General features: G+C 66.4%; 18 protein-coding genes and 7 tRNA genes. 7 read left to right on the plus strand and 18 right to left on the minus strand.

Annotated features, from left to right (window positions below; genetic code table 11):
* The first annotated feature begins 28 nt into the window (after window positions 1–28).
* The 3 genes from LMA02_RS10325 to aceA all read left to right on the plus strand — a co-directional run bounded on the left by LMA02_RS10325 (window position 29) and on the right by aceA (window position 3,890).
* Window positions 29–298, plus strand: a complete 270-nt coding sequence (locus LMA02_RS10325; protein ID WP_228904712.1) for an acyl-CoA-binding protein — start codon at window positions 29–31, stop codon at window positions 296–298.
* A 361-nt stretch (window positions 299–659) separates the two neighbouring features.
* Window positions 660–2,204 (plus strand): DEAD/DEAH box helicase, encoded by a 1,545-nt coding sequence (locus LMA02_RS10330; RefSeq protein WP_228904713.1) that lies wholly within the window; start codon window positions 660–662, stop codon window positions 2,202–2,204.
* A gap of 378 nt (window positions 2,205–2,582) precedes the next feature.
* Window positions 2,583–3,890 carry an isocitrate lyase gene (aceA, locus tag LMA02_RS10335; protein ID WP_006755975.1) on the plus strand — a complete coding sequence of 436 codons (1,308 nt, stop codon included), beginning with the start codon at window positions 2,583–2,585 and terminating at the stop codon, window positions 3,888–3,890.
* A 220-nt stretch (window positions 3,891–4,110) separates the two neighbouring features.
* Here aceA and LMA02_RS10340 read toward each other — a convergent pair whose 3' ends face one another.
* Window positions 4,111–4,545, minus strand: coding sequence for a universal stress protein (locus tag LMA02_RS10340; RefSeq protein ID WP_006755353.1), 435 nt, complete (start codon window positions 4,543–4,545; stop codon window positions 4,111–4,113).
* 159 nt (window positions 4,546–4,704) lie between these two features.
* Window positions 4,705–5,610 carry a LysR family transcriptional regulator gene (locus LMA02_RS10345; RefSeq protein ID WP_228904715.1) on the minus strand — a complete coding sequence of 302 codons (906 nt, stop codon included), beginning with the start codon at window positions 5,608–5,610 and terminating at the stop codon, window positions 4,705–4,707.
* A 154-nt stretch (window positions 5,611–5,764) separates the two neighbouring features.
* Here LMA02_RS10345 and LMA02_RS10350 point away from each other — a divergent pair, with 154 nt between their 5' ends.
* Together LMA02_RS10350 and aceB are read left to right on the plus strand one after the other, a co-directional pair.
* Window positions 5,765–6,526, plus strand: a complete 762-nt coding sequence (locus LMA02_RS10350; RefSeq protein WP_228904717.1) for a haloacid dehalogenase type II — start codon at window positions 5,765–5,767, stop codon at window positions 6,524–6,526.
* 67 nt (window positions 6,527–6,593) lie between these two features.
* Window positions 6,594–8,186, plus strand: coding sequence for a malate synthase A (aceB, locus tag LMA02_RS10355; RefSeq protein WP_228904719.1), 1,593 nt, complete (start codon window positions 6,594–6,596; stop codon window positions 8,184–8,186).
* 132 nt (window positions 8,187–8,318) lie between these two features.
* Here the strand turns inward: aceB and LMA02_RS10360 are convergent, their stop codons facing one another.
* Entirely contained in the window at window positions 8,319–8,732 is a 414-nt protein-coding gene (locus tag LMA02_RS10360; RefSeq protein WP_228904721.1) for a gamma-glutamylcyclotransferase family protein, read from the minus strand.
* A 301-nt stretch (window positions 8,733–9,033) separates the two neighbouring features.
* Between LMA02_RS10360 and LMA02_RS10365 the strand changes: the two genes are divergently transcribed.
* Window positions 9,034–9,915 (plus strand): AraC family transcriptional regulator, encoded by an 882-nt coding sequence (locus LMA02_RS10365; RefSeq protein ID WP_228904723.1) that lies wholly within the window; start codon window positions 9,034–9,036, stop codon window positions 9,913–9,915.
* A gap of 27 nt (window positions 9,916–9,942) precedes the next feature.
* On the opposite strand, the gene LMA02_RS10370 is transcribed toward LMA02_RS10365, so the two are convergent.
* The 9 genes from LMA02_RS10370 to gltX form a co-directional block, all read right to left on the minus strand.
* The gene (locus LMA02_RS10370) at window positions 9,943–10,407 is read right to left on the minus strand and encodes a GNAT family N-acetyltransferase (RefSeq protein ID WP_006762691.1); all 465 of its coding nucleotides are present in this window, start codon (window positions 10,405–10,407) and stop codon (window positions 9,943–9,945) included.
* A gap of 208 nt (window positions 10,408–10,615) precedes the next feature.
* A tRNA-Asp gene (locus LMA02_RS10375) sits at window positions 10,616–10,692 on the minus strand.
* A 73-nt stretch (window positions 10,693–10,765) separates the two neighbouring features.
* Window positions 10,766–10,841 (minus strand) — tRNA-Glu (locus LMA02_RS10380).
* 65 nt (window positions 10,842–10,906) lie between these two features.
* A tRNA-Asp gene (locus LMA02_RS10385) sits at window positions 10,907–10,983 on the minus strand.
* A gap of 80 nt (window positions 10,984–11,063) precedes the next feature.
* Window positions 11,064–11,139 (minus strand) — tRNA-Glu (locus LMA02_RS10390).
* Between the two features lie 63 nt (window positions 11,140–11,202).
* Window positions 11,203–11,279 (minus strand) — tRNA-Asp (locus LMA02_RS10395).
* A 79-nt stretch (window positions 11,280–11,358) separates the two neighbouring features.
* Window positions 11,359–11,434, minus strand: a tRNA-Glu gene (locus tag LMA02_RS10400).
* Window positions 11,435–11,573: 139 nt separating this feature from the next.
* Window positions 11,574–11,649, minus strand: a tRNA-Ala gene (locus LMA02_RS10405).
* A 128-nt stretch (window positions 11,650–11,777) separates the two neighbouring features.
* Entirely contained in the window at window positions 11,778–13,187 is a 1,410-nt protein-coding gene (gene gltX, locus LMA02_RS10410; protein ID WP_228904726.1) for a glutamate--tRNA ligase, read from the minus strand.
* Window positions 13,188–13,467: 280 nt separating this feature from the next.
* Between gltX and LMA02_RS10415 the strand changes: the two genes are divergently transcribed.
* Window positions 13,468–14,394 (plus strand): patatin-like phospholipase family protein, encoded by a 927-nt coding sequence (locus LMA02_RS10415; protein WP_228904729.1) that lies wholly within the window; start codon window positions 13,468–13,470, stop codon window positions 14,392–14,394.
* A 146-nt stretch (window positions 14,395–14,540) separates the two neighbouring features.
* On the opposite strand, the gene LMA02_RS10420 is transcribed toward LMA02_RS10415, so the two are convergent.
* From LMA02_RS10420 to LMA02_RS10445, 6 genes are all read right to left on the minus strand, one after another.
* Window positions 14,541–15,215: a C40 family peptidase gene (locus LMA02_RS10420; RefSeq protein ID WP_228904731.1), complete on the minus strand. Its 675-nt coding sequence runs from the start codon at window positions 15,213–15,215 to the stop codon at window positions 14,541–14,543.
* Between the two features lie 128 nt (window positions 15,216–15,343).
* A complete protein-coding gene (locus tag LMA02_RS10425) occupies window positions 15,344–16,966 on the minus strand; it encodes an ABC transporter ATP-binding protein (RefSeq protein ID WP_228904733.1) in 1,623 nt (540 codons plus the stop codon).
* On the minus strand, window positions 16,963–18,060 hold the full coding sequence (locus LMA02_RS10430; RefSeq protein ID WP_006754533.1) for an ABC transporter permease: 1,098 nt from the start codon (window positions 18,058–18,060) through the stop codon (window positions 16,963–16,965). Before LMA02_RS10430 ends, LMA02_RS10425 begins: the two co-directional genes overlap by 4 nt.
* 48 nt (window positions 18,061–18,108) lie before the next feature.
* A complete protein-coding gene (locus LMA02_RS10435; protein WP_228904735.1) occupies window positions 18,109–19,152 on the minus strand; it encodes a microcin C ABC transporter permease YejB in 1,044 nt (347 codons plus the stop codon).
* A gap of 52 nt (window positions 19,153–19,204) precedes the next feature.
* Window positions 19,205–21,088, minus strand: coding sequence for an extracellular solute-binding protein (locus tag LMA02_RS10440; protein WP_228904738.1), 1,884 nt, complete (start codon window positions 21,086–21,088; stop codon window positions 19,205–19,207).
* Between the two features lie 222 nt (window positions 21,089–21,310).
* The gene (locus LMA02_RS10445) at window positions 21,311–21,673 is read right to left on the minus strand and encodes a hypothetical protein (protein WP_175672289.1); all 363 of its coding nucleotides are present in this window, start codon (window positions 21,671–21,673) and stop codon (window positions 21,311–21,313) included.
* Between the last annotated feature and the right edge of the window lie 140 nt (window positions 21,674–21,813).

The raw sequence follows: 21,813 nt of genomic DNA on the forward strand, positions 1-21,813 counted from the left end.
CGACTTGAAACCCTTACGGAGACACACGATGAGCGAACTCACCGCCCAATTCGACCAGGCCCAGGTCGACGTCAAGCAACTGACCGAGCGACCGGGCAACCTGACGCTGCTGCGCCTGTACGCGCTCTTCAAGCAAGCGACCGACGGCGACGCGCACGGCGACAAGCCGGGCTTCACCGATATCGTCGGCAAGTACAAGTACGACGCGTGGGAAGCGCTGAAAGGCACGCCGCAGGACGCCGCGAAGCAGCAATATGTCGAACTCGTCGAATCGCTGAAGAACGGCACGGCATCCTGACCGGATCGCCCCCAGCGCAATCGGCAATCAAATCAGTGGCGCAGCGCAGCAAATTTCTTTATAATGCGGCCTGCGTCACCCCCGCGCTCGGCTCGAAAGCCGTTCCGGCCAGACGCCTCGTAGCGTTATGCTCCAATCCGGTTTAGAACCTGTCCCCTCCTGCTTCGACCCTCGCGGTCGTCACTCATCAGGCTGGCGGCCCCGCTCCTGAAGCGCGCCGCACCCAAAACAGCTTCTAATGCCTCATCCGCCGACGGTTCGGCGGATTGCACCCCCGTTTCCTGATTTGCTCGCTGAATCCGACGACTTGGGTATGCGCGATTGGCGCCGACGTTTCACCCACTGTGTTTCAAGGATTGTTATGACTTCGAGCATTAACTCCAGCCCGCTCAACGCGATCGCCGACCAGGCGCTCGGTCTCGACGACGCCGCCGTACCGGCCGCGATCGAACCGGCGTCGGACGAGCCGAGCTTCGCGTCGCTCGGGCTGTCGCCGGAGATCGTCTCCGCGCTGGAGGCCGCCGGCTATGTGAAGCCGACGCCGGTCCAACAGCGCGCGATTCCGGCCGGCATCGCCGGCCGGGACCTGCTGGTGTCGAGCCCGACCGGTTCGGGCAAGACGGCCGCCTTCATGCTGCCCGCGATCGAACGTTTCGCGCAGCTTCAGAAGACGCTGGCGCAGCAACCGCGCACGCCGCGCGAACCGAGCCAGGGCGACCGCCGCGTGCGCCGCCCGCAACCCGTCGCGCGCCCGGGCCTGCTCGTGCTGACGCCGACCCGCGAACTCGCGATGCAGGTCACGACGGCCGCATCGACCTACGGCAAGCATCTGAAGCGCCTGCGCACCGTCAGCATCCTCGGCGGCGTCGCCTATGGCCAGCAGCTGATGCTGCTCGCGAAGAACCCGGAAATCCTGGTCGCCACGCCGGGCCGCCTGCTCGATCACCTCGAGCGCGGCCGCATCGACCTGTCCGAACTGAAGATGCTCGTGCTCGACGAAGCCGACCGCATGCTCGACATGGGCTTCATCGATGACATCGAGACGATCGTCGCGGCCACGCCCGCGTCGCGCCAGACGATGCTGTTCTCGGCCACGCTCGACGGCAAGATCGGTTCGCTGACGGGCCGCCTGCTGAAGGACCCCGAGCGCATCGAGATCCAGCAGCGCCTCGAGTCGCGCACGAACATCGCGCAGACCGTGCACTACGTCGACGACCGCGACCACAAGGACCGCCTGCTCGATCACCTGCTGCGCGACGACGCGCTCGACCAGGCGATCATCTTCACGGCGACCAAGATCGACGCCGACCAGCTCGCCGGCCGTCTCGCCGACGCTGGCTTCGAATCGGCCGCACTGCACGGCGACCTGCCGCAGGGCGCGCGTAACCGCACGATCCGTGCGCTGCGCGAGCGCCGTGTGCGCGTGCTGGTCGCGACCGACGTCGCGGCCCGCGGCATCGACATCCCGGGCATCACGCACGTGTTCAACTACGACCTGCCGAAGTTCGCGGAAGACTACGTGCACCGTATCGGCCGTACGGGTCGCGCGGGCCGTTCGGGCACCGCGGTGAGCCTCGTGCACCACGCCGAGCAGGGCGCGCTCAAGCGCATCGAGCGCTTCGTGCGCTCGCCGCTGCCGGTCAACGTGATCGAAGGTTTCGAGCCGCGCAAGGCACCGGCGCGCAACGATCGCGGCACCGGCGGCCGCGCCCGTCCGGGCGGCGGTAACGGCGGTCGTCGTTTCGGCGGCAAGCCGGGCGGCGGCGGTCATGGCGGCAACGGCCGCAGCTACGGCGGCGGCAATGGCGGCGGCTGGAGCGGCAAGCCGAGCGGCAGCCGTGACGGCGGCCCGCGTCGCGACGGCCAGCGCAGCAGCGGCCCGCGTCGCAGCAACTCGGCGTCGTAAGCACGCCCGGGCGGCTCCGGCCGCCCCGCCCATCCGGCAGACCGGCGCACCCGCGCCGGTTTTTTTTCGTCCCGCACCGAATTTCACAATGCGGAAAATTTTTTTGCGTCGTAAAAAATCATGCTGCGCGGCACAACCTCATGATTGCGAGATGGGAAAAATCGTTTCTCATTGCGAAACGTGATTGGCAACCGTTTGATTCATAACGATTAAAAAATTTCGAGCTTCCTGAGATAGCCCCTGTTTCACGTCGACCGGTTTGCCTAGACTCTTATACAAGACTTCGCGAAACGGCACGCATCCCGCTCCGCTTCGAGAACAGCATCATCACCGTCCGATTCGACTCATCAGGCAACGCACCGTATCAAGGAGCTCATCATGTCGCGACAGCAACAGGCGCAGGAACTGCAAAAGCAATGGGAAACCGATCCGCGCTGGAAGGGCATCAAGCGCAGCTACACCGCTGACGACGTGGTTCGCCTGCGCGGCTCGATCGCCGTCGAGCACACGCTGGCCAAGCGCGGCGCGCAAAAGCTGTGGAGCCTCATGAACGAAGAGCCGTTCGTCAACGCGCTCGGCGCGCTGACCGGCAACCAGGCGATGCAGCAGGTGAAGGCCGGTCTCAAGGCGATCTACCTGTCGGGCTGGCAAGTGGCCGGCGACGCGAACGTCGCGGGCGAAATGTACCCGGACCAGTCGCTGTACCCGGCGAACTCGGTGCCGCTCGTCGTCAAGCGCATCAACAACACGCTGACGCGTGCCGACCAGATCCAGTGGTCCGAAGGCAAGAACCCGGGCGACGAAGGTTACGTCGACTTCTTCGCACCGATCGTCGCGGATGCGGAAGCCGGCTTCGGCGGCGTGCTGAATGCGTTCGAACTGATGAAGGCGATGATCGAGGCAGGCGCATCGGGCGTCCACTTCGAGGACCAGCTTGCGTCGGTGAAGAAATGCGGCCACATGGGCGGCAAGGTGCTCGTGCCGACGCGCGAGGCCGTCGCGAAGCTGTCGGCGGCGCGTCTCGCCGCTGACGTGATGGGCACGCCGACCGTGCTGGTCGCGCGGACCGACGCGGAAGCAGCGGACCTGATCACGTCCGACATCGACGACAACGACAAGCCGTTCCTGACGGGCGAGCGTACGGTCGAAGGTTTCTTCCGCACGAAGCCGGGCATCGAGCAGGCGATCTCGCGCGGCCTCGCGTATGCGCCGTACGCCGACCTGGTCTGGTGCGAAACGGGCAAGCCGGATCTCGAGTACGCGAAGAAGTTCGCGGAAGCGATCCACAAGCAGTTCCCGGGCAAGATGCTGTCGTACAACTGCTCGCCGTCGTTCAACTGGAAGAAGAACCTCGACGACGCGACGATCGCGAAGTTCCAGAAGGAACTGGGCGCGATGGGCTACAAGTTCCAGTTCATCACGCTGGCCGGCTTCCATGCGCTGAACTACTCGATGTTCAACCTCGCGCACGGCTATGCCCGCACGCAGATGAGCGCGTTCGTCGAACTGCAGCAGGCCGAGTTCGCGGCGGCCGACAAGGGCTTCACGGCCGTCAAGCACCAGCGCGAAGTCGGCACCGGGTACTTCGACGCGGTGACGCAGACGGTCGAGCGCGAGGCATCGACGACCGCGCTGCACGGCTCGACCGAGGACGAACAGTTCTTCGACGGCAAGAAAGTCGCGTAACGCGCGAAAGCGTCACGCCGGTGCCCGCCCGTCACGCGACGGTGCGGCATCGGCAGCACAGAACAAAAATCAGGGAGGAGACGGCAGGCGCGCGGTGACCCGCGCGACCCGCCGCGCGGCCTGCGGCCGCCAGCAACGACGCGCGCCGGCTTCGTCCGGCGCGCCCTTTTTCAGCGGCGCTGCCGGGCCGCCGCGCGCGCGGCCACGAACGACGTCGCCGCTACCGATAGACGATCACCGGAATTTTCGTATGGGTCAGCACGCGCTGCGTCTCGCTGCCGATCAGCAGGCTGCCGAGCCCGCGGCGTCCGTGGGACGCCATGAAGATCACGTCGCAGCCGCCGCGTTCGGCCGCCTCGATGATGCCGAGATACGGCGACGGATGCACGCTCGTCCAGCTGTCGCAGACGACGCCGGCCGCCTTCGCGGCCGCCTGCACCTCGTCGAGGTGCGCGCGCGCCTCGCGCTCGCTGCGCGCCCGGAAATCGGCGGGCGGCTCGATGATCACTTCGGAAAACGGCGAGTACGGATACTGCGGCAGGCACGCGTAGGCCGTGACCTGCGCGCCGACCGCGCGCGCCAGGTCGATCGCGCCGTCGATCGCCTTCTGCGACAGTTCGGAACCGTCGGTTGGAACGAGGATGTGCCGGAACATCGCGCCCTCCTGCGTCAGACGCACCGCGCGCGCCGCGAACCCATGCGAGCCGGCCCCGGCGCGTCGCGCATGCCAGTTTCGATTGTAGTGCGCGAAACCGGGCGGCCGGCGCCGTCAGCGGGTTCGCCCTCATATCGGAAACGCGCGGGGGGGCGCGCCCTACTCGCCCCAATACCCGGGCCGCTCGTAGGTATGTTTCAGGTAATCGAGAAACAGCCGCACGCGCAGCGGCAGGTGGCGGCGCTGCGGAAACACCGCGTGGATACCGATCGGCGGCGCCGCGAACGCATCGAGCACGCTGACAAGGCGGCCGGCCGCGATGTCGTCGCCGACCTCCCACCACGATCGCCACGCCAGGCCGTAGCCGGCGAGGCACCACTCGTGCAGCACCGCGCCGTCCGAGCATTCCATCGTGCCGTTCACGCGGATCGACACGACCTTGTCGTCCTCCTGGAACGCCCAGCCGCGCTGCTGGTTCGCGTTCGCGGCAAGGGCGAGGCAGTTGTGGCGCGCGAGTTCGGCGAGCGTGGCCGGCGTGCCGCGCCGCGCGAGATACGCCGGAGACGCGACGCACACGCGCCGGTTCTCGCCGAGCCTCAGCGACACCAGCGACGAATCGGGCAGCTCGCCGAGCCGCACCGCGCAATCGAAGCCTTCGTTGACGAGGTCGACCATCCGGTCGGACAGGTCGAGCGTGACCGACACGTCCGGATGCGCACCGCTGAACTCGGGTACGAGCGGCGCGACGTGGCGCCGCCCGAAGCCGGCCGGCGCGGAAATGCGCAGGTGGCCGCTCGCCTTCACGCCGCCGGCGGACACGCTCGCCTCCGCATTCTGCATGTCGTTGATGATCCGCTGGCAATCCTCGAGGAAGGCCGACCCCTCGAAGGTCAGCGTGAGCTTGCGCGTCGTACGCACCAGCAGCTTGACGCCGAGCCGCTCCTCGAGTGCGTCGAGGCGGCGGCCGATGATCGCCGGCGCGACGCCTTCGGCGTGCGCGGCCGCCGACAGGCTGCCCTTCGCCGCGACCGCGGCGAACGTTTCGATCTGTTTGAACCGGTCCATGACTCGAAAGGACGGCCATCCCGCCCTGCAAATAGCTTAAGCCGCTCCAGATTAGGTATATGAAAGTAAAAGATCAAGTGATGATTAGCGTCTTTTTTAGTACATGTGATCACGAATAGAATCGACTCGACCTCTGAAACTGGAGCGCAAGGCTATGTCGGCCACAACGACACTCTCCTCTCCCGACGCAATCCTCTTCGACGCATTCGGCACGTTGTTCGACGTGCATGCGGTCGTGGCCGCGGCGGAGCAGATGTTTCCCGGTCACGGGGAGCGGTTGTCGCAGCTGTGGCGACGCAAGCAAATCGAATACTCACAGTTGCGCACGCTCGCCGATCCGGCCGGCGCCCGCTATCGCCCGTTTCGCGACATCACGCTCGACGCGCTGCGGTTCGCCGCGCGCGTGCTCGGCCTCGCGCTGAACAGCGCGGCCGAGAAGCGGCTGATGGACGAATACGCGTGCCTGTCCACCTACCCCGACACGGTGCCCGCGCTGCGCAAGCTGCGCGCGCTCGAACCGCGCCCGCCGCTCGCGATCCTGTCCAACGGCAACCCCGAGATGCTCGACATCGCGATCAAGAGCGCCGGCATGACCGGGCTGTTCGATCGCGTGCTGTCGGCCGACACCGTGCGCGCGTACAAGCCGAGTCCGGCCGTCTACGCGCTCGGCACCGCCGCGTTCGGGCCGAACGCGCGCGACATCGTGTTCGTGTCGTCGAACGCCTGGGACGTCGCGGGGGCCGCCTGGTTCGGCTACACGACGTTCTGGCTCAACCGCACGGGCGCGCCCGCCGAGGAACTCGGCGCGCCGCCCGACGGCACCGGCAGCGGCATGGCCGATCTGCTCGCCTTCCTCGCCACCCCGGCTCCGTCCGGCAAGCCCGCAAACCGCGCGCGCCCCGGCCCGGGCGCATGACGTTCACGGCGCTGCCGCCTTCCCCCTTCACCGAAACCGCAACTGACCGACCAAGGAGATGAGACTCATGAGCACCCCGATCACGCTGCCGCAAGGCATGGCGATCACCGGCGAAATCAAGCCGGGTTACGAAGCAATCCTGACGCCTGAAGCGCTCGCACTCGTCGCCGCGCTGCACCGCACGTTCGAGCCGCGCCGCCAGACGCTGCTGCAGGCCCGCGTCGAACGCACCAAGCGCCTCGACGCCGGCGAACGCCCCGATTTCCTGGCCGACACGAAGGCGATCCGCGAAGGCGACTGGAAGGTCGCGCCGCTGCCGGCCGACCTGCAATGCCGCCGTGTCGAGATCACGGGCCCCGTCGAGCGCAAGATGATCATCAATGCGCTGAACTCCGGCGCCGACTCGTACATGACGGACTTCGAGGATTCGAACGCGCCGAGCTGGACGAACCAGATCGACGGCCAGATCAACCTGAAGGACGCGGTGCGCCGCACGATCTCGCTCGAGCAGAACGGCAAGTCGTACCGGCTGAACGACAAGGTCGCGACGCTGATCGTGCGTCCGCGCGGCTGGCACCTCGACGAGAAGCACGTGACGGTCGACGGCCAGCGCGTGTCCGGCGGCATCTTCGATTTCGCGCTGTTCCTGTTCCACAACGCGAAGGAACTGATCGCGCGCGGCTCGGGCCCGTACTTCTACCTGCCGAAGATGGAAAGCCATCTCGAGGCACGCCTGTGGAACGACATCTTCGTCGCGGCACAGGAAGCGGTCGGCGTGCCGCGCGGCACGATCCGCGCGACGGTGCTGATCGAGACGATCCTCGCCGCGTTCGAGATGGACGAGATCCTGTACGAGCTGCGCGAACACAGCTCGGGCCTGAACGCCGGCCGCTGGGACTACATCTTCTCGGCGATCAAGAAGTTCAAGAACGATCGCGACTTCTGCCTGGCCGACCGCGCAAAGATCACGATGACGGTGCCGTTCATGCGCGCGTACGCGCTGCTGCTGCTGAAGACCTGCCACAAGCGCAACGCACCGGCAATCGGCGGGATGAGCGCGCTGATTCCGATCAAGAACGATCCGCAAGCGAACGACAAGGCAATGGGCGGCGTGCGCTCGGACAAGCAGCGCGACGCGACCGACGGCTACGACGGCGGCTGGGTCGCGCACCCGGGCCTCGTGCCGATCGCGATGGAAGAATTCGTCAAGGTGCTCGGCGACAAGCCGAACCAGATCGCAAAGCAGCGCGACGACGTGCAGATCGAAGGCAAGAACCTGCTCGACTTCCAGCCTGAAGCGCCGATCACCGAAGCCGGCCTGCGCAACAACATCAACGTCGGCATCCACTATCTCGGCGCGTGGCTCGACGGCAACGGCTGCGTGCCGATCCACAACCTGATGGAAGACGCGGCCACCGCCGAAATCTCCCGCTCGCAGGTATGGCAGTGGATCCGCTCGCCGAAGGGCGTGCTCGACGACGGCCGCAAGGTCACGGCGGAACTCGTGCGCGAATTCGCGAAGGCCGAGCTCGACAACGTGAAGCGTTCCGTCGGCGGCAATACGCAGCCCTATGAACGTGCCGCGGCGATCTTCGAACAGATGTCGACGTCTGAAGGCTTCACCGAATTCCTGACGCTGCCGCTGTACGAGGAAATCTGACGGCGCGGGCCGGTCCTGCCGGCCCGGGTCGTGCCCATCCTGCCCGCCGCCGGTCGCACCATCCGGCGGCATGAAAAAAGCGCCCGGCTGGGCGCTTTTTCTTTGCGACGTCGCGGTTGGCCGCGCGGACGCTCAGGCGACTTCCCGCTCGTGCCGGTGCTGAACCCAGTCGCCCGACGCGATGCGCGGACGGTCGGCTGCCGCATGCGCGGCGACCGGATAGTAGACGCACGCGTACGTACGGCCGCCGAGCTGGACGGTCACCGGCTCCTGCCGGAACAGCGTGTCGACGCCCGGATAGACGCGCTCGATCTCGTCGAGCACGGGCATCAACTGCTCGTCGATCTCGTAGACGTCACCCCATACGAGCGACTGGCCGCCCGGCCCGGCGATCATGCCCGGGTACGTACCGAAATCGTACAGTTCGCCCGGCAGCGCGGCCGCACCGAGCAGCGTCGGCGCGGCGATCCCGTGCCGCGCGGCCGCATGGCCGATGTCGTTGGCTTCTCCCGCTCTCAACGTGCCGTAGACGAATACGTAGCGCATCGTGGTTCTCCTCTTCGATTCAGGTGTTGCCGTGCCGGGCCGTCGCGGCCGCGCCGCGGGCACCGGCGTCTTCAGAGCGCCGCTCGCGCGACAACGCGGCTGCATCGGTAGACCGCGATCGCGGCCCGATGTTTTTTGGCCTGACGCGTCGTGCAGGCCCAAACTTGCGCGAGGTCGGAATGCGCGCGGCCCCATACAAAGTTCATTTGAACGGTGCATTATCGGCCGAAAAACCGCCGCATGCGCCTGCGCGGCGCCTTCTAAAATAACGGCATCGCCCGCCGCGCCGACCGAGTCGTCCATGAATCCGCCTGCCCAAGCCGACACATCGAACCCCTACGACGTCATCGACATCCCGCCCGAGTTCGCGCCGACCCGCGTCCACCCGATGCGCGTCCGGGCGCGGCAGGTGGATGCCGGCCGCCGGATCCCGCTGCACACGCATGCGTGGGCGCAGCTCGCGTACGCGTCGCGCGGGGTGCTGCGCGTCGCGACGACCGGCACGACGTGGATGGTGCCGCCGTCCCGCGCGATCTGGGTGCCGCCGCACATCACGCACGAAGTCGTGATCGTCGAGGAGGCGTATCTGCGCACGCTGTATATCGACGAGTCGATCGTGCCGGACGGGCTCGATGCATGCCGGGTGGTCGAGGTGACGGGCTTGCTGCGCGAACTGATCGTCGCGCTCGACGCGCGCGACCTGAGCGATGCGCGCGAGCGGCTGCTGTGCGGGCTCGTGCTCGACGAGCTGAGCCGCGCCGAACCGCTGCCGCTCGCGGTGCCGATGCCCGACGAGAAGCGCCTGCGCATGCTGTGCGAGTCGGTGCTCGCGCAGCCGGCGCATGCGGAATCGCTCGAACACTGGGCAAGCGAGGTCGGCGCGAGCACGCGCACGATTTCGCGGCTCTTCAAGCAGGAACTGGGCGTGAGTTTTTCGCAGTGGCGGCAGCAGGCGCTGCTCGCGCGCGCGATCCCGCTGTTGAACCAGGGGCGTCCGCTATCGCATATCGCGCGCGAGCTCGGCTACCAGAGCCAGAGTGCGTTTTCGGCGATGTTCCGGCGCGCGTTCGGCGAAAGCCCGCGCGCGTTCATGCTGCGCGGCTACGAGCACCGCGGCGCGGAAGACGGCAGCGCGACGGACGACGCCCTCGACGACGACGACGCGTTCGGCACTGCCCGCTGACCGTCGCCGCGTCGCACCGCTACTCGCTCAGACCGTACGCACCATGTGGCGGATCGAGCCGAGCTGCGCCAACCTCGGCCCGGTGACGCGGTAGCCCATGCGCTGGTAGAGCCGCGCGGCCGGATTGTCGACGAACACGCGCAACTGCAGTTCGTGCAGCCCACGGGCGCGCGCCCAGCGGAGCGACATGTCGAGCATGTAGGTGCCGGCGCCCTGACCGCGATGACCGGCTGCAATCTGCACGTCGCGAATGTGCAGCGAATCGCCCTCCTCGGTCACGCGCAGCACGCCGATGCGTTCGCCGTCGGCTTCCAGGATGAAGTTTTCGGATTCGCGCCAGCTCGCATAGAACAGGTCGCTGCGCCAGACGAGTCCATGGCGCTTGTAATAGCCGCCCATGTTGCCGTGCGTCAGCGCCTCGGCAAACGGAAAATCGCCAGGCTCCGCGGGCCGGAGCTGATACAGCAGTCGCAGGTCGGTCGGATCGAGCATCGCGCGGGGGTCAAGAACGCATCCCGCCACGATAGCGCAGTCGCGGGCGGATGCAATCGCGAATTTCTCGTAGCGGCGCGCAACCGGTGATGCGTCCCGCCGGAAGCCGCGCAGGCGGCTTCCTCCACTCCGCAGTCACGCGCCCGCAAGCGGGCACGACCAGAAACACAAATGAAAAAGCCCGCACGAGGCGGGCTTCTTCATTTTCTGGCGGAGCGGACGGGACTCGAACCCGCGACCCCCGGCGTGACAGGCCGGTATTCTAACCAACTGAACTACCGCTCCAGTGTTGCTTCTTGCCTGGCAGGCGTCGGTTACTTCCTGCCGGCGCATCGTTTGTTCGAACGACGCCGAAATCTGGCGTCCCCTAGGGGATTCGAACCCCTGTACTCACCGTGAAAGGGTGATGTCCTAGGCCTCTAGACGAAGGGGACAACGTACTGCTTACATCTTTAATACAAAAGCCCGTTCAAAACGTTCATTTGAACGGGCTTGGTTCTGGCGGAGCGGACGGGACTCGAACCCGCGACCCCCGGCGTGACAGGCCGGTATTCTAACCAACTGAACTACCGCTCCAGCTTTCTGCACCACCACCTGCAGGACCACGTTCACGTCCTGCAAGCGTTGCGACACTTCTACGAAACGCCGCTGAATCCTGGCGTCCCCTAGGGGATTCGAACCCCTGTACTCACCGTGAAAGGGTGATGTCCTAGGCCTCTAGACGAAGGGGACAACGTACTGCTTACATCTTTAATACAAAAGCCCGCTCAAAAACGTCTTGAACGGGCTTCGTTCTGGCGGAGCGGACGGGACTCGAACCCGCGACCCCCGGCGTGACAGGCCGGTATTCTAACCGACTGAACTACCGCTCCAACTTTCTGCACCGTTACCTGCAGGACGTCGGTTACGTCCTGCAAGCCTCGCGACACTTCTACGAAACGCCGCTGAATCTGGCGTCCCCTAGGGGATTCGAACCCCTGTACTCACCGTGAAAGGGTGATGTCCTAGGCCTCTAGACGAAGGGGACATAATCTTTTCAGATCTGTCTGACTTTCGCTATTCAATCACCGCAACAGCGAAGGCCGAAATTCTAACTGCTTTAAATCATTTTGTGAAGCATTTATTACTACTGCCACTGCTTCACAAATCAATCCATTCTGCTCTGATGGTGGAGGTAAGCGGGATCGAACCGCTGACCTCTTGCATGCCATGCAAGCGCTCTCCCAGCTGAGCTATACCCCCTTGCAGAACAGAAATGAGATTATATGGACCGATTTTGAACTTGTAAATACCCTTTTTGCGATTCGAGCGAAATTTTTTGCGAAGCCGCGCCGCTCTCACGCGCGGACGGCCTCGCTCCCGCCCCAACCTCAGGCCAGCGCGGCCTCGATACGCGACACCACGACGTCGCGACCGAACAGCACGAGCACCGCGTCGATCGACGGCGTATGCGTCGTGCCCGCCACCAGCAGGCGCACCGGCATCGCGAGCTGCGGCATCTTCATCTTGTGCGTGCCGAGCGTCGCCTTCAGCGCCGCGGACACGGCTTCCTTCGTCCAGTCGGCCGCCTTCAGTGCGGCGGCGAGGTCGGCCAGCGCCGGACGCACCGCATCGGTCACGTGCTGCGCGAGTGCGTCGGCGTCCGGCGCCGGCACACGGTAGAACATCGCGGCGCCTTCGGCGATCTCCTTGACCGTCGTCGCGCGATCCTTCATCAGGCCGACCACCGCGTCGAGCGCGGGGCCCGTCGCGATCGCCGCGTCCTCGATGCCGAGCGCGTCGAGGAACGGCTTCGCCAGCGCGGCGAGGCGCGCGTTGTCGGCTTCCTTGATGTAGTGCGCGTTCAGCCAGCTCAGCTTGCTGTGGTCGTACTGCGCGGGCGACTTGCCGAGATGATCGAGGTCGAACCATTCGACGAACTGTTCGCGCGAGAAGATTTCAGCGTCGCCGTGCGACCAGCCGAGACGCGCGAGATAGTTGACGACGGCCTCCGGCAGGAAGCCGGCGTCACGATAAGCCGTCACGCTCATCGCGCCATGCCGCTTGCTCATCTTCTCGCCCTGCTCGTTCAGCACGGTCGGCAGGTGCGCATAGACGGGCGGCTCGCCGCCGAGAGCGCGCAGGATGTTGATCTGGCGCGGCGTGTTGTTCACGTGGTCGTCGCCACGGATCACGTGCGTGATGTTCATGTCCATGTCGTCCACGACCACGCAGAAGTTGTAGATCGGCGTGCCGTCCGGGCGCGCGATCACGAGGTCGTCGAGTTCCTCGTTCGAGATCTCGACACGGCCCTTCACCGCGTCGTCCCACACGACCGTGCCGGTCAGCGGGTTGCGGAAACGCAGCACCGGCTTCACGCCGGCCGGCGGCTCGGGCAGCACCTTGCCCGGCTCCGGACGCCACGTGCCGTCGTAGCGCGGCTTCAGGCCGGCCTCGCGCTGGCGTTCGCGCAGCGCGTCGAGCTCCTCGGCCGACATGTAGCACGGGTACGCGAGGCCCTTCTCCAGCATCTGCGCGAGCACCTCGCGATAGCGGTCCATCCGCTGCATCTGGTAGATCGGGCCTTCGTCGAAATCGAGGCCGAGCCACTGCATCCCTTCGAGGATCGCATCGACGGCTTCCTGCGACGAACGCTCGACGTCGGTATCCTCGATACGCAGCACGAACGTGCCCTTCATCTTGCGGGCGAACGCCCACGGATAGAGCGCGGAGCGGATGTTGCCGAGGTGGATGAAGCCGGTGGGACTCGGCGCGAAGCGGGTACGGACAGGACGGGTCATAAACGGTAACTCGAACGCCTGGGGCGCATGAATGATTCGACGCGGGATCGACGGCGGCAGCCCGGACAGCAATGGGGCCGGCCGCGCCCGGAACGGGAAAGAAGCCGCAATTATACTCGCGCCGGTCTTCGCGCCAAGCGCGCCGCTTGCTTTATGATGTGCGCGCCGCGGCCGCCAGTCGGCGCCGCGCCGGCCGCCCGGATTCCGCCGCACGGCCGCTCGGAACCTATCGCCGCCGCGGGCCGCACGGCCCGCCGCCAAGCCGCCGGAGAATCAATCGATGTCGTCCCCTCGCCTGTCGCGCCGTCACTTCACGATCGCGTGCGCGTCCGCCAGCCTCGCCGCCTGTACGTCGTTCGGCGACAAGTCCCGTCCCGACAACGCCGCGAATTCCGCGCAGTCGCACGAAAAGCCCGTGAAGATCGGCATCGCGCTCGGCGGCGGCGCCGCCCGCGGTTTCTCGCACATCGGCGTGCTGAAGGCGCTCGAGGCACGCGGCATCCCGGTCGAGATCGTCGCGGGCACGAGCGCGGGCTCGGTGGTCGGCGCGCTCTACGCGTCCGGGATGAGCGCGCTGCAGATCAACAAGATCGCGCTCGACATGGATCAGGCGTCGATCAGCGACTGGGCGCTGCCGTTCCGCTCACGCGGATTGCTGCAGGGCGTCGCGCTGCAGAACTTCCTGAACAAGACGCTCAACAACCGGCCGATCGAGAAGATGGCGAAGCCGCTCGGCATCGTCGCGACGGATCTGCAGAGCGGCCAGCCGATCCTGTTCCAGCAGGGCAATACGGGGCTCGCGGTGCGCGCGTCGTGCAGCGTGCCGTCGGTGTTCGAACCGGTGAGGATCGGCAACCGCGAGTACGTCGACGGCGGCCTCGTGAGCCCGGTGCCCGCGTCGTTCGCGCGCAAGATGGGCGCGAGCTTCGTGATCGCGGTCGACATCTCGGCGCGGCCGGATGGCGCGGCGACCAACAACCCGATCGAGATGCTGTTGCAGACCTTCACGATCATGGGCCAGACGATCAAGTCCTACGAGCTCGAGAAGTACGCGGACGTGGTAATCCGCCCGAACCTCGCGGCGATGGGCGGCAGTGACTTCAACCAGCGCAACGCGGCCATCCTCGCGGGCGAGGAAGCTGTCGCGCGCATCATGCCCGAACTGCAGCGCAAGCTCGCGGCGGCCCGCGGTGTCGCGGCGGCCTAATCGGACTCAGCGCGGTGCGCGACGCGTGACGGCGCGCGCCGCCCACGGTGACACGGCCGCCCGCCGGTTCCGCGCGCCTCAAAACAAAAAACCCTGCCGCCTTTCGGTGACAGGGTTTTTTTGATTCGGCGGAGCGCCGGCGAGCGTCAGTTGCTGCCGTTCGCCGCGTCGTCGCCGATCGTCGCGCGCACGCGCTGGCGCAGGTCGTCGGCCTTCATCGGAAACTCCGATTCGAGTCGGCGCGCGCCGGTGAACCGCTTTTCCCAGTAGCCGTTGTCGAGATCGTCGACGCGAATGGTGCTGCCCGTCGACGGCGAATGCACGAACTTGTTGTCGCCGATGTAGATGCCGACGTGCGAGAACGTACGGCGCATCGTGTTGAAGAACACGAGGTCGCCCGGCTTGAGGTTGCTCATGCTGACCTTCTCGCCGACGCGGCTCATTTCTTCCGCACGGCGCGGCAGCGACATGCCGAGCGTGTCCTGGAACACGTAACGCACGAAGCCGCTGCAGTCGAGGCCCGAATCCGGCGAGTTGCCGCCCCAGCGATAGCGCACGCCGATCATGTTGAGCGCGCCGACGACCACGTCGCCTGCCTTGCCTGCCATGCCGGCGAGGAACGACTTCGCACCGCCGCTGGACGGCTGCGCGCTGGTCTGCTGGAGGGAAGAACCCGACCCGATCTGAGTCGAATTGCTGGCATTCTGGTTAAAACTGCTGACTTCGTCGGCGAACGCGCCGGGAGCTGCTGCGAACAGGGCGCCGATGAAGAGCCCGGCGATGGTGCGCGCGCATGCCTGGGTCAAGGATCGATGCTGCATTGGGCGATGGAATTTGCTTAAAAATCAGCTGATTGGCGGAAAATTTCGGTCGATACTAGCCAGCGCGTAATCGTTTGTCAAAACAAATTAATAAATACAATCGAGATGGTCAGACCATTGGCGGCCTATCACGCTTTCCAGACCGCTTTCAACAGCTTTTGTGTGTAAGGATGTGACGGTCTGGCGAAGATCTCGGCGACCTCTCCCGACTCCACGACGACGCCGTCCTGCATTACCGCGACGCGGTGTGCCATCGCGCCGATCACCTCCAGATCGTGGCTGATGAACACATAGCCGAGGTTGTATTTCTGTTGCAAATTCGCGAGCAGTTTCAGCACCTGCTGCTGGATCGACACGTCGAGCGCGGACGTCGGTTCGTCGAGGATCAGGATGCGCGGCTCCAGCACCAGCGCGCGCGCGATTGCGATCCGCTGGCGCTGGCCGCCCGAGAATTCATGCGGATAACGATGCAGCACCGTGCGGTCGAGCCCCACTTCCCGCAGCACGGCCAGCGACTTCGCGCGGCGCGCGTCCGGCGTCAGTTCCGGACGATGCAGTTCGAGCCCCTCGCCGACGATCCGCTCGATCGTGTGACGCGGGGAAAGTGAACTGAAGGGATCCTGAAAGACGACCTGCATGTTCGAGCGCAGCGCGGTCTGTTCCCGGCCGCGATAGGTCGACAGCGCGCGCCCCTGGAATTCGATTTCGCCGTGCGCCGTCTTCTGCAGCCCGAGCAGCGCCATCGCGAGCGTCGACTTGCCGGACCCCGATTCGCCGACGATGCCGAGCGTCTCGCCCTGCCGCACCGACACGGACACGTCCGCGACCGCCGTCACAGGCACCGTGCCGAACCAGCCCGCGAAGCCCGGCCGCTTGCGCGCGAACTGCACGCTGACGTGGCGCGCGTCGAGCACGACGGGCGCAATTGGCATCACCGGCACGACCGTGCGCTGCGGGCGGCTGTTCAGCAGCCGCTGCGTATACGGATGTTCCGGCTCCGCGAAGATCCGCTCGACCGGCCCGCTTTCGACCAGCTTGCCGCGCTCCATTACCGCGACCCGATCGGCGAAATGCCGCACGAGGTTCAAATCGTGCGTGATCAGCAGGATCGCCATCCCGCGCTTTTCCGCCTCCTCGCGCTGCAGTTCGAGCAGCAGGTCGACGATCTGCGCGCGGATCGTCACGTCGAGCGCGGTGGTCGGCTCGTCCGCGAGCAGCAGGCGCGGCCGGCACGCGAGCGCCATCGCAATCATCGCGCGCTGCCGCTGGCCGCCTGACAACTGGTGCGGGTAGCTGTCGACGCGCTTCTCCGGCTCCGCGATGCCCGTGCGCGCCAGCAGCGCGATCGCGCGCTTGCGCGCCACGGCCGCCGTCACGCCGTCGTGCAGCACGATCGTCTCGCCGATCTGCGCGCCGATCGTATACAGCGGGTTGAGCGCCGTCATCGGCTCCTGGAAGATCATCGCGATGTCCGAGCCGCGCAGCCCGCGCATCTCGCGCTCGCTCTTGCCGGCGAGGTCTTGTCCGGCGAGGCGGATCGTGCCGCTCACGTCGGCATCGCGCAGCAGCCGCAGGATCGCCAGCGCGGTCACGCTCTTGCCCGAGCCCGACTCGCCGACGAGCGCGACGCGCTCGCCGCGACCGATCGAGAGCGTCACGTCGTCGACGGCCACCGTGTCGCCGAAGCGCACATGCAGATGCTCGAGCGACAGCAGCGGTTCGCCCGATTTCGCTACGACCGTGTCGCTCATCGCTGGCCTCCCGCCGCGCGCACCGAGTCGGCGATCCGCGTGTCCAGCGCGTTGCGCAGCGCGTCGCCCATGAAGGTCAGCAGCAGCAGCGTCGCGACCAGCACGCCGAACGTCGACAGCGAGATCCACCACGCGTCGAGGTTGCCCTTGCCCTGCGCGAGCAGTTCGCCGAGGCTCGGCGTCGGCGGCGGCACGCCGAGCCCGAGGAAGTCGAGGCTCGTGAGCGCGAGGATCGCGCCGCTCATCCGGAACGGCAGGAACGTGATCACGGGTGTCAGGCTGTTCGGCAGCACGTGGCGCCAGATGATCTGCCAGTTCGTGAGCCCCATCGCGCGAGCCGCGCGCACGTAGTCCTGGGTACGGTTGCGCAGGAATTCGGCGCGCACGTAGTCGGCCAGGCCGATCCAGCCGAACAGCGACAGCAGCACGATCAGCAGCAGGAAGCTCGGCTCGAAGATCGACGCGAAGATGATCAGCAGGTACAGCTCCGGCAGCGAACTCCAGATCTCGATCAACCGCTGTCCGACGATGTCGATGCGCCCGCCGAAGAAACCCTGCACCGCGCCCGCGGCGATCCCGAGCAGCGTGCCGATCACGGTCAGGATCAGCCCGAACTCGACCGACACGCGGAACCCGTACACGAGCCGCGCGAGCAGGTCGCGCCCCTGCGCATCGGTGCCGAGCCAGTTCTCGCGCGACGGCGGCGCCGGGTTCGGCACGCTCGAGAAGTAGTTCAGCGTGTCGTAGTAATAGCGGTTCGGCGGATAGACGACGAAGTTGCCCGGCGCCTCGAGCCGCTTGCGCACGTACGGATCGAGATAGTCGGCCTGCGCCGGGAAGTCGCCGCCGAAGGTCGTCTCCGGGTACGCGTGGAACATCGGGAAATAGTAGTGATCGTCGTAGCGCACGACGAGCGGCTTGTCGTTCGACCACAGCGGCGCCGCGAGGCTCGCGGCGAACGCGACGAAGAAAATCACGAAGCTCCAGTAGCCGAGGCGCTGCTGGCGAAAGCGCTGCCAGACGCGGCGCGCGGGCGACGGCGACACGCGCGCACGCGCGGCGTCGAGGCGGGACGACACGACGGCCCGGTTCATCGCGATCCTCGCCCGATCGCGCCAGGCATGCGGATGGATCGTTTCATGTCAGCGCTCCAGGTTGTCGAATTGAATGCGCGGGTCGACCCACACGTAGCAGAGGTCGGAGACCAGCTTGGTCGCGAGCCCGATCAGCGTGAACAGGTACAGCGTGCCGAGCACGACCGGGTAGTCGCGCCGCACGACCGACTCGTACGACAGCAGCCCGAGGCCGTCGAGCGAGAACAGCGTCTCGATCAGCAGGCTGCCCGTGAAGAACGCGCCGATGAATGCGGCCGGAAAGCCGACGATCAGCGGCAGCATCGCGTTGCGGAACACGTGCTTCCACAGCACGGTGCGCTCGGCGAGCCCTTTCGCGCGCGCGGTCAGCACGTACTGCTTGCGGATCTCGTCGAGGAACGCGTTCTTCGTGAGCATCGTGATGACCGCGAAGCTGCCGACGACCGACGCCGTGATCGGCAGCGCGATGTGCCACAGATAGTCGAGCACCTTGCCGGCGAGCGACAGCTGCGCGAAGTTATCCGACGTGAGCCCGCGCAGCGGGAACAGCTGCCAGAACGAGCCGCCGCCGAACAGCACGAGCAGCAGCACGCCGAGCACGAAGCCCGGGATCGCATAGCCGACCAGCACGACGAGGCTCGTCGCGACGTCGAACGGCGAGCCGTTGCGCACGGCCTTCGCGATGCCGAGCGGCACGGAGATCAGGTAGGTGACGAAGAACGTCCACAACCCGATGCTGATCGACACCGGCAGCTTCTGCACGATCAGCGACCACACGCTCTGGTGGCGGAAGTAGCTGTCGCCGAGATCGAAGCGCGCGAAGCGCTTGAGCATCAGCCAGTAGCGCTCGAGCGGCGGCTTGTCGAAGCCGTACAGCGCCTTGAGCTGTGCGAGCTGCTGCGCGTCGACGCCGGTATGCGCACGCATCCCGAACGGCGTCGCGCCCTGCTCCGTCGCGCCCTTGCGCAGTTCCTGCACGGCCTGTTCGACCGGGCCGCCCGGCACGAACTGGATCACGGCGAACGTGAGCGTGAGCACGCCGACGAGCGTCGGGATCATCAGCAGCAGGCGTTTGAGGATGTAGCTCCACATAGGGTGGCGACTCGCGATCGATAGGCTGGGTTGAACGAAGGGCCGGCGTGCGTCAATGGCCGGGCTTGGCCCACCAGGTCGACACGACCCAGCCCTCGGCCGAATAGTACAGCGGCAGCGTTTGCGGATAGCCCAGCGTGCGCTTGTAGGCGATCCGGTGCGTCGTGCTGTACCACTGAGGAACCGCGTAATAGCCGTGCATCAGCACGCGGTCGAGCGCATGCGTCGCGTCGAGCAGGTCGTCGCGCGTCTGCGCGGTGCCGAGTGCATGCAGCAGCGCGTCGACGGCCGGCGACTTCAGGCCGATGAGGTTGTCGGAGCCCGGCTCGTCGGCGAACTTGCTGGCGTAGCGCGAGAACTGCTCGGCACCCGGCACCTGCACGCCCGGCAGGCGGACCGTCGTCATGTCGTAGTCGAACGCGTCGAGCCGCTTTTGCAGCAGCGCGTAATCGGCCGTCCGAAAGCGCGCTTCGATGCCGAGCTTCGCGAGGTTGCGCCGATAGGCGGTCACGATGCCTTCCATCGCCGCGCCCGAATCGTCGAGGATCTCGAACTCGAACGGCTCGCCTTGCGCATTGCGCAGCGCGCCGTCGCGGTAGGTCCAGCCGGCCTGCGCGAGCAGCGCGCGCGCCTTCAGCAGGTTCGCGCGCAACGAGCCCGGCGGGTTCGTGCTCGGTTGCGAGACCATCGGGCCGAATACGGCCGGGTCGAGCTGCGCGCGCAGCGGCTCCAGCAGCTTCAGCTCGCCGGGGCCCGGCGTGCCGGTCGCCTGCAGGTCGGTGTCGGCGAAATAGCTGTCGAGGCGCGTGTACGCGCCATAGAACAACTGGCGGTTCAGCCATTCGAAGTCGAACGCGAGATCGAGCGCCTGGCGCACGCGCACGTCGCGAAACAGCGGCCGGCGCTGGTTCATGAAGAAACCCTGCATGCCCGCGCCGTTGTGCTGGCGGAATTCGCGCTTGACGAGCTCGCCGCTGTCGAAGCGCTTGCCGACGTCGCGCCGCGTCCAGTTGCGCGCGATGTATTCGACCAGCACGTCGTACTCGCCGGCCTTGAACGCCTCGAGCCGCGCGACGCCGTCGCCGTACAGCTTGTAGACGATCCGCTCGAAGTTGTGGGTGCCGACCCGCACCGGCAAGTCGGCGCCCCAGTACGCGGGATTGCGCCGATACGTAATGGTGCGGCCGTTGTCGTGGCGCTCGATCAGATACGCGCCGCTGCCGATCGGCTGCTCGAACGCGAGCTGGTCGAACGGAATCCGCGAACCGTCCGCGCGCAGCCCCCACTTGCGCGAGAACACCGGCACGCCGCCGGCGATCAGCGGCAGCTCGCGGTTCGCGCTGCGGAATTCGAACCGCACGGTCGCGCGGTCGATCACGACGGCCTTCGCGATTTCAGCGAAATACGCGCCGAACTGCGGCGCGGCCTGCTTGCTCTTCAGCGTGTCGAACGAAAACCTGACGTCGTCGGCCGTGACCGGGTCGCCGTTCGAGAAGCGCGCGCGCGGGTTCAAGTGGAACGTGACCGAGCGGCGGTCCGGCGCGATCTCGATGTCGTCGGCGAGCAGCCCGTAGGCGGACGCCGGTTCGTCCGAGCTGCCGGTCGTGAGGCTCTCGAACAGCATGTCGATGCCCGGCGCGGGGTTGCCGCGCATCGTGAACGGATTGAACTTGTCGAACGACGTCAGCCGGCTCGGATTCGCGAGCACGAGCGTGCCGCCCTTCGGCGCATCCGGGTTCACGTAGTCGAAATGCTTGAAGCCCGGCGGATATTTCGGCTCGCCGTACTGCGCGATCGCATACGCCGCATGCGCGGCCGTCGCGGCCAGTACCGCCTGTATTGCCCATACTGCCGCCGTGCGGCCGGCGGCCCGTACCGCATGCGCGGCGCCGAAACGGATGCGCGCGGCGGCGGTCCGGGACGAACCTTTCGTCATAGAGGCCCTGTCGGTCGATTGAGGGGATGGAACGTAGGTCGATTCTACCCATTCAATTCGACGCCGAGCCAGCTTGCGGCGCGGTCGTGCGTGACTTCACCGCGCCGCGACCTCCGCGCGCGGTCGGCGCGGGCAAAAGAAAACCGCCACGCGGGCGGTTTTCTGCTGATGCGGCGCACGCGTCACGCTTGCGCGATGTGCACCCTGTGCGCCATCGGTCGATCAGCGCCAGCCGTTGTGGCGGCCGTTATCCCAGTGACCGTGGCGACGATCGTCGCCCCAGCCGCGGCCGTGATGGCGATACCACTCGTCGCGCCCCCAGTAGCGGCGGCCGTCCCAGTAGCGATCGCCGTGCCAGCCGATCACGATCGCCGGTGCCGGCGCATAGACAGGTGCCGGTGCATACACGGGCGCCGGCTGGTAGACGACCGGCGGAGGCGGCGGCGCATACACGGGCGCAGGCGCGACGTAGACCGGAGCCGGTACGCCGACGTTGATCCCGACATTGACTCCCGCCATTGCTGCGCCCGACACGAGCAAGGCCGTCATACCGGTCAAGAGCGAGGCAACACGCAAAGTCTTCATGGATTCCTCTTCGAGTTGTTTCATGTGTGATTCGACTATAACGGCAAGCGCCGTGCCCGCATATTTCAAGTTTGTAAGAACTGATGCGCGGGATGGCAACCGGAAGCGCGGCTAACGTCTTGTAACAATTGACGCCCGGC

The organism is Burkholderia sp. B21-005 (assembly GCF_020843965.1).
Classification (GTDB): Bacteria; Pseudomonadota; Gammaproteobacteria; order Burkholderiales; family Burkholderiaceae; genus Burkholderia; species Burkholderia ambifaria.